The sequence below is a fragment of the Clostridioides sp. ES-S-0010-02 genome, assembly GCA_020641055.1.
GTDB lineage: Bacteria > Bacillota > Clostridia > Peptostreptococcales > Peptostreptococcaceae > Clostridioides.
In genome coordinates, this window is the sequence record CP067345.1 from 3,877,690 (window position 1) to 3,890,721 (window position 13,032).

The 13,032-nt window shown below is 30.7% G+C and carries 10 protein-coding genes; 4 read left to right on the plus strand and 6 right to left on the minus strand.

What is annotated here, in order from left to right; translation table 11 throughout:
• Window positions 1–86: 86 nt before the first annotated feature.
• From JJC01_18000 to JJC01_18015, 4 genes are all read right to left on the minus strand, one after another.
• Window positions 87–2,747: an ABC transporter permease gene (locus JJC01_18000; GenBank protein ID UDN58029.1), complete on the minus strand. Its 2,661-nt coding sequence runs from the start codon at window positions 2,745–2,747 to the stop codon at window positions 87–89.
• Window positions 2,744–3,427 (minus strand): ABC transporter ATP-binding protein, encoded by a 684-nt coding sequence (locus JJC01_18005; protein UDN58030.1) that lies wholly within the window; start codon window positions 3,425–3,427, stop codon window positions 2,744–2,746. The genes JJC01_18000 and JJC01_18005 overlap by 4 nt, the downstream gene beginning before the upstream one ends.
• Window positions 3,428–3,721: 294 nt before the next feature.
• Window positions 3,722–4,657, minus strand: coding sequence for a class D beta-lactamase (locus JJC01_18010; protein UDN58031.1), 936 nt, complete (start codon window positions 4,655–4,657; stop codon window positions 3,722–3,724).
• Window positions 4,658–4,685: 28 nt separating this feature from the next.
• The gene (locus JJC01_18015; protein ID UDN58032.1) at window positions 4,686–5,402 is read right to left on the minus strand and encodes a hypothetical protein; all 717 of its coding nucleotides are present in this window, start codon (window positions 5,400–5,402) and stop codon (window positions 4,686–4,688) included.
• A gap of 335 nt (window positions 5,403–5,737) precedes the next feature.
• On the opposite strand from JJC01_18015, the gene JJC01_18020 reads away from it, so the two are divergent.
• The 4 genes from JJC01_18020 to JJC01_18035 all read left to right on the plus strand — a co-directional run bounded on the left by JJC01_18020 (window position 5,738) and on the right by JJC01_18035 (window position 10,473).
• Window positions 5,738–7,981 carry an excinuclease ABC subunit UvrA gene (locus tag JJC01_18020; protein UDN58033.1) on the plus strand — a complete coding sequence of 748 codons (2,244 nt, stop codon included), beginning with the start codon at window positions 5,738–5,740 and terminating at the stop codon, window positions 7,979–7,981.
• Window positions 7,982–8,552: 571 nt separating this feature from the next.
• The gene (locus tag JJC01_18025) at window positions 8,553–9,218 is read left to right on the plus strand and encodes a TetR/AcrR family transcriptional regulator (protein ID UDN58034.1); all 666 of its coding nucleotides are present in this window, start codon (window positions 8,553–8,555) and stop codon (window positions 9,216–9,218) included.
• A 56-nt stretch (window positions 9,219–9,274) separates the two neighbouring features.
• Complete coding sequence (locus JJC01_18030) at window positions 9,275–10,060, plus strand: CPBP family intramembrane metalloprotease (protein ID UDN58035.1); 786 nt, start codon at window positions 9,275–9,277, stop codon at window positions 10,058–10,060.
• 59 nt (window positions 10,061–10,119) lie between these two features.
• The gene (locus JJC01_18035) at window positions 10,120–10,473 is read left to right on the plus strand and encodes a hypothetical protein (GenBank protein UDN58036.1); all 354 of its coding nucleotides are present in this window, start codon (window positions 10,120–10,122) and stop codon (window positions 10,471–10,473) included.
• Here JJC01_18035 and JJC01_18040 read toward each other — a convergent pair.
• On the minus strand, window positions 10,457–10,735 hold the full coding sequence (locus tag JJC01_18040) for a DUF4368 domain-containing protein (protein ID UDN58037.1): 279 nt from the start codon (window positions 10,733–10,735) through the stop codon (window positions 10,457–10,459). The two genes, JJC01_18035 and JJC01_18040, sit on opposite strands and share 17 nt — an antisense overlap.
• 114 nt (window positions 10,736–10,849) lie before the next feature.
• On the minus strand, window positions 10,850–12,967 hold the full coding sequence (locus JJC01_18045) for an AAA family ATPase (protein ID UDN58038.1): 2,118 nt from the start codon (window positions 12,965–12,967) through the stop codon (window positions 10,850–10,852).
• Window positions 12,968–13,032: the final 65 nt, after the last annotated feature.

Consider the following 13,032-nt stretch of genomic DNA (forward strand, 5'->3'; position numbering starts at 1 on the left):
ATCTTATTTATCATTTATACATTATTTATAACTTACACACAATATTATTTAAAGTTGCTTTTAAAAAATATTCAAATAAATCTTGTTTATATTGTCTCATTTTTTATAGATTCTACTATGTTTTCATTATTTAATTGTTTACATCCCATAATATACGATGCTATTACTACAATAAGTATCAATATGGTAAAACTCGTCACTATGGATATTGGTGCAAATAATAAGTACTCCATAAAACTTATTTCATTTATATGGATGAAAGCATACAATATAGCTATTTGCACAGGAATACTGAGTAATAATGGTGTAAGACCAAAAAATAATCCTTCTAAGATAATCATCTTTTTCATGCCATTTGGAGACAATCCTGCAGAACGTAACATAGCAAATTCTTGTCGCCTACTTCTAAGATTCCCTGAAACAGTCGCCCATACATTTGATAAACCAATTGCAGCTAACAATGCTGTAATAAATCCTACTATTAAATTCATAGTTATTTGTCCACTATCACTTAACTCTTCATTTTCTACAACATCATTAATCCTATAATCACCTGACCCATAATATTGGTTGCAAATAGATTCAAACTCTTTTCTTACTTTAGAAATATTATCATGATTATCTATTTTAAATAGCCCTGTTATCCTATTTGATTTTAATCTACGATTTTCATGGTAATTTTTAGACACATCTTGTACTGTAGACATTGGTACTACTTGAATTAGTGTGTATCTACCAAGCCTTTCTGCTATTTGTGGAAGTGTATCTGTAATAGTTCCTACTTTCATGTTAAAAGTATAATTTCCCTCATCTTCATCATATACTTTTTCATTCAATGTAATGTTATCTCCTACAGAAAGATTTAAATAATCTATATATACTTTATCCCTACGTGTACTACGCTCAACATCTTCCTCACGATTATATACAATTGAAATTGGATTTTTTGTATCATAATATGGTTTGGGGTCTATAGAAAGTTGTTTGCAATATTTTGCAAAACTCTCATCATCAAGTCCAATCATAGTTGAAGTGATACGAAACTTACCATCACGTTCTATAGGAGAATATTTTTTAGCTGAGACTATATTTTTAAATCCTCCACTCTTTGCAAGCTCTTTTGAAGCATCTTTTTCAGTTAACCAAGTTGCTGCAGACATTTTTAGATAATATAATGAACTCTCTACACCTTGTGTATTGTTTAATTGCTCTAAAAACTGTTTTTCTGTAGGTTCACTATTTTCCAAATACAATGATATATCCCTTTGACTCGCATAAATATCACTACCATAAACACTCTCTGCACCTTTTTGACATGCAATTATATTTAGAAAGCTTGTCAATAATAAAAAAGAAAGTGTTAAAGATATTGTTGCAGTACGATAAGATTTTTTACGGGCACGAAGCGCATTTACTGCAAGTTCTCCTTCTATACCAAATAACCTTGTTAATGAGTATTTATTAGAACTTTTAATTTTAACACTATCACCTTGTCTGATTGCTTCTATAGGTGCTAGTTTTGATACTCTACGTGCTGGTATCAGTGCGGAAACCCATACTGTTATTATTGTAAGTAAAACAGCTGGTAAGAAAGCAGGAATACCATAAGTAAAGATTACCTGTTGATTATCAATATTAATATTTACTGAATTAATATAACTTACAAGGCCATTACACAATGCCCACCCTAAAAATAAGCCTATAGGTAAAGGGATAATTGTCAATAAAAAACCTTCAAAAACTACAGACTTTTTAATCTGCTTTGGAGATGCTCCAATGCTAGCTAGTATGCCCAATTGAGTAAGTCTAGCATTTGCTGATAATGCAAAAGCATTATAAATCACCATTACAAATACAGCCACTGTAAAGATTGCTATTGTTAAATACATAAGAGGTGTTGAAAATTTTTCTATACTGTTCATAGATGCTTTCTGTTCTGGAGAAAAGACTAACATCTTTAAAAGATAATTACTATTATACTTAAGATTGTATTTTCCATATTCATTCATTTTCCATCCTAATGATTTAGCAAGCTTTGGAAGCTCTTTATATGTATCTCTAATATTTTTAAATCGCAAATATACAGTAATATTATCACTAGGCTTTATACTTGCTCTATCAAGATAACCAAGAGCTGTATATGCAGGTACAACTGATGAAGTAGTAACATCTATTTTCCCTACTATTGTCAACACAGTTTCTGAAATCTTTCTAAAACTTTCACCTTTTGCTGTTGGTGCTGTAGGTACAATATAATTTCCATTTAAAACCCTATCTCCTATTGGGATAGTAATCTTATCACCAACTTTTACATTTGGATTACTTTCAAAATATTGTTTTGAGAGTGCAATTTCATTAGCATTATTTGGTCGACGCCCCTCTAGTATAGTGTCTTTTTCTGGCATAGAATTCCAATATTCTGATGTGGCATTTCTATAAATTATGTAATCCCTTTTATCATCATTAATTTTACCTACATACCATTGTCCTTTAATCATCACATCATCAACTGAAGAGAAATTTTCAATTAATGATAAGTCACTTCCATGAGTTTCATCAAATAATTCTCCATGCCAATTACCTTCTTTCTCAACTGAAAGTCTTATAAAATCACTCCACATTGTATATAATAATCCACATAAAGAAGACATCATAGTTGTAGTAAGTAATATAGCCAACATTATAGCTATACTACTACGCTTATTACGACGTACAAAATCTAAGGTGTATTCTTGAAGAATATTCATTTCTTCACCACCTTTTCAGAAACTATCATACCATCTTCCATAGTTATAATGCGATTTGCTTCTAATGCTATTTTTTCATCATGAGTAATAAGAAGTATTGTTTGATTAAATCGTTTATTTGATAAGTTTAGTAAATCTACAATTTCTTCAGAATTTTTTCTATCAAGATTACCTGTTGGTTCATCTGCTAATAAAATAGCTGGTCTATATATTAAACTTCTAGCTATAGCTACTCTTTGCTGTTGCCCACCTGAAAGTTGACCTGGAAGATGTTTTAGCCTATCAGTTAATCCCAAGGTAGATACAATTTCCGAAAACCTATCTTCATCCACTTTCCTCTTATCAAGTAACATTGGTAATAATATATTTTTTCTAACATCAAGAGTAGGTATAAGATTATAAAATTGATATATAAGCCCTACTTTTCTGCGTCGAAAAATTGCCAATGCTTCTTCTTTTAAGCTTGCTATCTCAGTATCTTCAATATAAATTTTTCCAGATGTAGGTCTATCTACTCCTCCAAGCATATGGAGTAATGTAGATTTTCCAGAACCAGAGGCTCCTACTATGGATACAAAATCACCTTTTTGAACTGATAAATTCAAATTATTAAGAGCCGTCACCATAGTTTGATTTGAGCCATATGTCTTTGTTAAATTTTCACATTTTAGTATTTCCATATATAATCATCTCCTTTATAGTTAAAGTTTAGCAATCCAAAATGACATTATAGTGACACTTCAAACTAAATGTTGACTCTCTCTCAAAATACTTTTTTCAATTAAATATGATACTTTACATAAACACCTTATAAATTTTAACCAATATAAGATTATTTTTTATTAAAATTTTGCTCATATCCTTTTACATATACTTAAAATAATATAAATAAAATAAAAACTATGCAATATATTTATCAATTCATTGCATAGTTACTTAAATCTACCTAATATTTTAGTATAAAGTTATGTCTATTATATAGTACTGTAATAGTTATTAATTATATCAATTGCAATCTCTTTTACTTTTGGTCCTCCAATTTTTTTATTAGAATCATCTGATTTAATAGCAAAGTAATATGTATCATCTTCATTTTCTACCATCCCAACAAACCATGCATCAACACATTGCTTCTTTTCATCAAATCCTGTTCCAGTTTTACCATATACATTTATTTTCTTATCATTTGTATCTATTTTCATAATCTCCTTCAAGAGATTAATATTCTCTTTTTTAAAACTTGTATCACCCTCAAAAATTTTAGTTAATACTTGTGTTTGCTCTTTGGGAGAGATTTTTAATGAAGATTCTAACCAGAACCCATTTAAATCTTTACTTCCATTTTTTAAATTTCCTTCCCACTCACTAATGTCACAATTCCCATATTTTAGATTATCTAGTGTATTTTGAACAAATTTAGCACCAACTTGATTCATCAGTTTTCTATGATACCAAACACAAGATACTTTAAATGCTTCTTCTAAATTAAGATTTCTATTCCAATCTTCAATCTCATAAATTGTGCCATTATACCCCATAACTGATTCTTTTGAATTTACTATTCCTTTTTCTAAACCAATTAATGTTGAAATTATTTTAAAAGTAGAACAAGGTGAAGCCCTTGTTTCAATTAACTCTTTATTGTATATATTATATTCTTTATTTTTACTACTATAAAAAACAGCCCCTCCACTAACATCTTTAAAACAATTACTATAATCAACTACATTAACTTTATCTTTTTTCTGTTGTGTACTATCTTTACTATCCAATTCATTTGATTTAAAATTTGTATTGTTACTCTTAATATTTTGTTCTTTACTCTTTTGATTACTTTCCATTGAATGTTTTGCTATAAATGCAATGATTAATAGAATAATTATTAAAATAAAACTTGTCTTTCTTTTCATATCTTACTCCTTCCCTATATATGTATATTTATAATCCTCCTTTAAAATAATAGACATCATCTGTCATATACTCTAAACGTGGAGCTTGAATGTGTTTATTTATAAAATCTAACTCTGGCTTATTTCTTTTTAAATCTTTAAAGAATACAATCCCATCAACAGATTGTAATTCAGCTCCAAAGAAAAAACAAACTGATTTTTTATTACCAACTATCTTAGTTACATCTACATTTCTATTTAACTTATTTATTTTATTTACTACTTCTTCTGAAAAAATATTTTCTAACTCCTTTTTGCCAAGTTTAATATTTAGATTATATTCAGAATTTAACTTTTTCTCATCACATGCTTTTAAAACTGCTTGTACAACCTCTATATAATCCTTTTTGTAAAGTTGGAATCTAAAACTTTCACTTGGTCCAGGAAGAAATATAGTAGATATACTTATAAAAGTACAAACTATACATCCGATTACTTTTCTTTTATTTAAATCTTTTCTAAGATGTAGTTTAATAATATGTACACAAATCCATATGAAAGCAATCAACATTAATGGTATTGCAAATAATCCTATGAATAGTAAAATCACTCCTCCTCTCAATATAATATTTCCACAAAGAAATAAGAAGTCACTTACAAGAAATAAAGCTACAGGAATAATTATTCCTTTTATATTTTCTTTACCTAATATAATTATGTTGATTAAAGCTATTATAAAAACAGCTATTATAACTATCAGTAACATTGTTCTCTCCTTTCAAGTAGTAAAATTATGTCTGAGTATACACTTAAAACTTACTATTGTAATATTTAAAATATTACAATAGTAAGTTTTAAAAGTCAAGTTATTTAAATCTTTTAAACTAGCTTATTTTTACTAAATTCTAAATAAGTTTTATAATAGGAGTTTTGTTTTTATATGTAGCATACTAATTAATACTGTTTACACTGTAAGTAAATTTAAAAATAATATCTGTAATATAGCAGAATATATCATGAAAATAAATTTTAATCTTATTATAATATAACTACATAATATAATTATGCTACTAAAATATATAAAGAAAGGGCTTAGTATTTATGTCAGATATCATAATAAAGGGACTTACACATAATAATTTAAAAAACATCTCACTTAAACTTCCAAAAAACAAAATCATTGTCTTTACTGGAGTTTCTGGCTCTGGAAAATCAAGTATTGTATTTGACACAATTGCGGCAGAATCACAAAGACAAATGAATGAAACATATTCAGCATTTATTAGAGGTCGACTTCCAAAATACAAAAAACCTCATGTAGAACTGATTGATAATTTAACTGCTTCTGTAATCGTGGACCAGTCTCCTCTTGGTGGCAATGCACGTTCTACAGTAGGAACTATAAGCGATTTGTATTCTTCACTAAGATTATTATTTTCTAGAATTGGCAAACCATATATAGGAACAACATCATATTTTTCGTTTAATGACCCAAATGGTATGTGTAAAAACTGTTCTGGAATTGGTAGAGTCAAAGCGATTAATATTGAGTCTATTCTAAATCCTGAAAATTCATGGAATTCAGGTTGTGTAAATGACTCTCTATTTAAACCTAATTCATGGTATTGGAAACAGTATACTGAATCTGGACTATTTGATTTAGATAAACCTCTGAAGGATTATTCTATGGAGGAATATAATTTATTGCTATATGGCTCAAAAGATGGAAAAAGCAAACCTGAAAATTCAAAAGTTGAAGGTATTTTTAATAAATACAATCAAACATATCTAAATCGAGATATTAGCAATATGAGCAAACACACCAAAGAAAAGTCGGAAAGACTTATAACTGATGAGGAATGTCCTGAATGTCATGGAAAAAGATTAAATAAAGATGCTCTTAACTGCACTATTTTAGGGTATTCTATAGCAGATATGAGTAATATGGAATTTACTGAACTTTACAATTTACTCTCTCAAATAAATGATGATAGAGTTGAAACTGTTGTAGATACTCTTACTGATGGCTTGAAAAGAATGATTGATATTGGACTTCCTTATTTACATCTAAATAGAGAATCAACTTCTCTATCTGGAGGAGAAGCTCAGAGATTAAAACTTGTACGCTATATGGGAAGTAGCCTCACAGGTCTAACCTATATTTTTGATGAACCCAGCACTGGAATGCACCCAAGAGATGTACATCGTATGAATCAATTATTAAAAAGACTTAGAGACAGAGGAAATACAGTTCTGGTGGTAGAACATGATAAAGACGTCATATCTATAGCAGATGAGATTATAGATATTGGTCCAAATGCTGGTAAACATGGGGGAAATATTATATTTCAAGGTACCTATAATGAATTACTTCTAGCAAATACACTTACTTCAAAAGCTATGAATTTGTCATTATCTCTAAAATCTAATACTCGTAAACCAAAAAACTTTCTTCCCATTAGAGGAGCTTGTTTGTATAATCTAAAAAATGTTGATATAGATATACCGGTTGGAATCATGACAGTTGTTACTGGAGTTGCTGGTTCTGGAAAAAGTACTTTGATTTCTAGTATTTTTGCAAAAAAATATGAAAAAGATGTTATTAAAATTGACCAAAACCCTATCACGACTACAAATCGCTCTATGCCAGCTACATTTCTTGGTTTTTTTGATGAAATAAGAAAACTTTTTGCTAAAGAAAATAATGTTGGTGAAAGTTTATTCAGCTTTAATTCTAAAGGGGCTTGTCCTATTTGTAATGGAAAAGGAGTACTTGTTACAGAACTGGTATTTATGGACCCTGTTGTTAATATATGTGAAGCTTGTAGAGGTACTCGATATAATGAAGAAGTCCTGTCAAAATTGTATAAGGGTAAAAATATAGTTGAAGTTCTTTCCATGACAGTAGATGAATCACTTGAATTCTTTACGGAAAAGAAACTTTGTAAAATATTACAAACTATGAAAGATGTTGGATTATCTTATATGACTTTAGGTCAGCCACTTAGTACACTATCTGGCGGAGAATGTCAAAGAATTAAACTAGCAAAAAATCTTAATAAAAAAGGTACTATATATATTCTAGATGAACCAACTACTGGTCTTCATATGTCTGACATTGACAAGCTTATGTTGATTTTTGAAAGAATAGTAGACAGAGGTAATACAATTATTATCATTGAACATAATTTAGATGTTTTAAAGCAAGCAGATTGGGTGATAGATATTGGACCTGATGGTGGTAAAAATGGTGGTCAGGTAGTATTTGAAGGTACTCCATCAGAAATGTTAAAAAAAGGTAATACTATAACATCAGACTTTCTTAGAAAATCAATAAAAAAATAAGAACAATGGTGTAAATAAAACTACAGAAAAAATGCTTTTTATTTTAAAAAATATCTATTAAAGTATGGAATAAGAATACACATAATTATATATTTTATTTATGGCTTGTACAGTTCTAATTACCTCAAATAGTACTTCTGATATTTTGTTAATTCTATAGAAGACACTTTAATCTATAGAATTAATAAAATGATTAACAAAATCTCAGTATTTCCCCTATCAGAAATCAACAAGGGAAAAATCGTTTTATCCAGTGCTGGCGTAGTTTAAAGTGCCTCCTCCTTGATATAGTAGCGGATACATTGCTTTAATTAGCGCTAAGCTTCATGTTCCGACTTACTTTACCACACAATCATCTGCCTTCACATCGTTTTCGGTTCCTATTCCCACTTCGTTCTACCTGATACCAGCCGCAGTTTTATTAACAGCTATGTTGCCTGTGATTAACTGGACCACATCCACAACATTAAAATGACACATTCGTCATTTTAACATTGACATGACATAGAAAAGAGAGTATAGTATATCATATAATAATGACGATAAAGTCATTTTAAGGGAGGTTGATGTAATGCCAAAAGTAAATGAACAGTATTTGGAGGAAAAACGGGATCAGATACTGGATGCTGCATTTGATGTTTGCATGTCCAAGCCAGTATATACAGTTAAAATGAAAGATATTATTGAGAAAACAGGCTTTAGTCACGGGCTTGTATATCGTTATTTTACTAATTTGGAGGATATCCTATTTGCCCTCATTAACAGAGACACATCAATTATTGACGTGTCTGCTAAAGTTGATGAAATACTGCACTCAGGACATTCTCCAGAAGATGTTGTAAAGCAGCTGTTTTCGCTATATTTTGATGCGATTATGATTGGCATCACTGGGTACGGTAAGATTTTAAATGAAATGCTTTCTACGCTTGCCAGCGACCAGCAATATTATCAGAGGTTTCGGGCAAATGTGAAGGTTGCATCCCATAGCGATTATTTACAAACGCAAGCATATCAATATATTGAAGAGCAAATACAAAAAGGCTATTTCTCTCCTAAACAGACGTTAGATGAAATATATTCTTTCATTACAGTATGTCTCAGCGGAATCGAAAGGGACTTGATTCTAACAAGGTGCTACCCTGCTATGCAATATATTCAGTTGAATACGGATGGATTACTGTTCAGCCTGTGTACATCTGTCCTTTTCATGTTGGGAAGCAGTAACCAGTCTGTCTGAAAATAAGGACAACAAGAATGAGTCCATAGTTTATTTACAATGAGGAGGTTATGCTGATGTGGAATTATTATGAGAAAAAACCAATACTACAATACTTATTGCTTGTATTTTTAATTGCATGGAGTGCTACAACAATCGTCATAATAGGCGAACGGCTTGAATGGTTTGCAGGACCGATTGGAACTGTCGTATACTACTTACTAGTTGGTTTCTCAATTGGATTTGCTCCAGCTTATGCTGTTACGATTCTTCTTAAAAAAAGCGGACAGATTCACGGGATTAAAGAACTTTGTGAACGTATCGTCAGAACCAATCATATATCCAGCTCTCGCGCCCTGATTGTTGCTATTTTCTTTGCCAGCCAGATTGTGATCAATATCCTTTGCAATCGATATCTGGGAAAACCTTGGTATACGATACTACTTATGTTTCCATTCATGATTATAGGTGGCGGATTGGAAGAGCTTGGCTGGCGCGGTTTTTTGCAGCCAGCATTAGAGCAAAAACTCCCTTTTTTTGCTGCATGTCTTCTCACAGGCGTGATATGGGCCATTTGGCATCTTCCGCTCTGGTTGCTACAGAACGCAAACCAATCCTCCATGAACTTCATCTCGTTTTTGTGTTGGTGTATCGCGATGTCTTTTATGTTAGCAGTCTTATACAGGCTGACTGGAAGTGTCATGATCTGTGTGTGTTTTCATGCGTGGTGCAATGCGATTGGTGGTCTATTCACAATGGACCTTCTTATCCAGCCAATACAAGCAAAGTCAATTGTGCTTCTAGGTCTCCAAGTTATTTTAGCTATGATTGCTTACATCCATATGAATTTGTCTTGGAAGTAACTCAGAAGATACAATGCTTCATATCGAAATGCAAGTTTGCTGAACTATAAGAAGTTCATATGGCTAAAGAAAATGCAAATATACCTAACAAAACCGTTTATTTGCTTTCTATGACAGATTATATTGAGTTGAAAGGTACACTTGTATCATTTATTCAAAATTTTAATTATAACCTTGTTCCTTTTATGATTACTATTTTTTTTATTAAATTCTTAGATAGAAAAGAATCAGTTGATATTCTTACAAAACGATTAGAATATCTTGAAAAAAGCAATATAGGTACTTCAAAGCAAATAGAAATTTTGAAATCCCAAGACTTGCCTGCATATATTATTTTCAACGTCAAGCACAGTGCACAAATTATTCAAACAGATATAATATCAACGAAAAAACTTATTAACACGATAAAATAAATTGATTAAACTGGAGAATCGTAAGTGATACCCCAGTTTCTTTCAAATAATGGCGACACGGGTTCTTGCCTTGATAAACTTCTGGTAAGGGCATATACGCCCTTAGCCAGCCATATCCTCTGATCGGAGGACTACCTTCTTGGCTACCCTTGCGGTAACGCTCATGCACAACAAGGATTTTTTCAACAAACTCATTAAGCATAGTTGTTGTCATGGTGTCAAAGTTTTTGTATTTGTCAATGAGGTCAATAAGCTCCCCCATTAAGAGTACAAGCGGAAAAGCACATGAAATCAGATTTTCAAGTAATTGAGTGTCAAGATGTTATACCTCATAATAAGTTAGAAAAATCAATCTTTACAATGTAAACTATATATCTCAATTAAGTTCTATCAACTGTGTTAAATTTCCAGTGTATGTAAGCTTAAGTTTATGCATAGCCCGTGTACAAGCAATATATAATAAACTACGGTCGTAATCATTGTAATATGTTTTATTATTTACTGAAGGAATAACAACTTCATCAAACTCTAGCCCCTTTGACATCTTAATAGAAGTAATTGATACACCTTTTACAAAACTAGAACTTTCAGGAGATATTAAATTAACATCATATTCTTGCTTAATAACATCATATATTGCTTTAGCCTTGCTGTTGGTTTTTAGTATAATACCAAGGGTAGCATTGTTGCTTTCCTCAAACTGCTCAATCTCCATTTTTATCTTATCTATCTCATCTGGTTCGTTACTGCATTTAATCACAACAGGCTCCTCACCATGTCTTTCAATAGCCTCCAGCGAAGTTATATTTTGAATTTTCTTGGCAAAATTAATAATCTCAAAAGTAGAACGATAACTCTTGTTTAACATTACTAGCTCTCCATCATCATAAATATGTACCATATCATCTAATGTATGTAAATGATTAGGGTTGATTAGTTGTCCAAAATCTCCAAGAATAGTTTTTTTACATTTGAAAAGCAAGTTTATTACAGCATATTGAATAGGAGTGTAATCCTGCATTTCATCAATAACAATGTGTCTTATCACTTTGTCTTCTTGTAATCCCTCATATGCAGCATGAAGATATATAAATGGATACACATCTGCCCACTCAAGAGTATTCTTTGATGGCATTACAAACATATCTTGAATATTCATCTGTTTGAAGAAGTCCTTATATAGTGCTAGAGTATTTTTTATTGTTAGCATTCTATTTAAACTTTTCAGTATATTTTTTACTTTTGGTAAGTCATCTTCCATAATATTATCTGATTCAAATCTATAATGAATATCTTCTGCTACCATCTCCAGTCTTCGCTTAACTGGATATTTATTGTATGCATCAAATCTTTTTCGTATCCAGTCACTTTTAGCTATAAAACCTCCAAAAGTGTAATCTTTAGGAATAAAGACCATATTTGGCATTTGCTTTATATATTTATCCATAAGCTTTAAAAAATCTAGTGTAGATTTGAAACGTACTCTTTTTTCCCATTGTGCATCATTTACTTCCAGAGAATCTTTTTCTCCCTCAAAATTAATAATTCTTTCTAATTGAACTTCTGCTATATCTTCAAAACTTAATTCACATAGTGGTTCTTCTCCTAGCTCAGGAAGTACATTAGAGATATAGTCACCAAAAACTTTATTAGGTGATAGAATAATTACATTATTTGCTGATATCTTATCTTTAAAACGATAAAGAAGAAAAGCAATTCTATGTAAAGCTATAGATGTTTTTCCAGAACCAGCTACTCCTTGAATAATGAGGGTGTCAGCCTTGTCATTTCTAATAATTTGATTCTGCTCTTTTTGTATTGTTGAAATAATGGATTTCATCTTTTCATCTGAAGTATTACTAAGTTCCTTTTGAAGAATATCATCTTGTATATTCATAGAACTTTCAAGTACATACTCCAGTGTTCCATTTTTAATTTTAAACTGTCGTTTACGTGTTATTTCTCCATCTATCCATCCAAGTGGTGCATTATACCCTGCTGGTCCTATCTCACAGTCATAAAACATACTGGCCATTGGAGAACGCCAATCTAGTATTAGAAGTTCATTTTCATAATCAAATGCAAATCGACCAATATAATACTTTGAATCATAACCTTCATCTTTTAGTTGAAAATCTATCCTAGCAAAATATGGCGAATCTTTCATTTTAGCAATCTTGTCTCGAACTTTTACCATAAAAGCCCCATAACTATCTATTTGCTTTAGTGCCAGTTCATTTTGGAACATTTCATGTGGGTCTATCTCTCCACGATTTTTTACCATATATAATTTAGCATCCATGTAATCTTTATCTAGTTTATCAACTGAATTTTCTGCATTCTCCAAAGCATTATCCAGCTTATTATTTATATCTATAAGGTATGCAATCTCATCTGGAAAAGATGTTGCTAACTCCATCTCTTGTCCAGATATATTATGTTTAGGATTGGATGTAATAGAATTACAACTTTCTAATTGCTGATTTTTAGACATTTGAATCCTCCTTGCCAATTAAGTATTATCTTAAATCATTATACTGAATTGAATTTTATATTTTT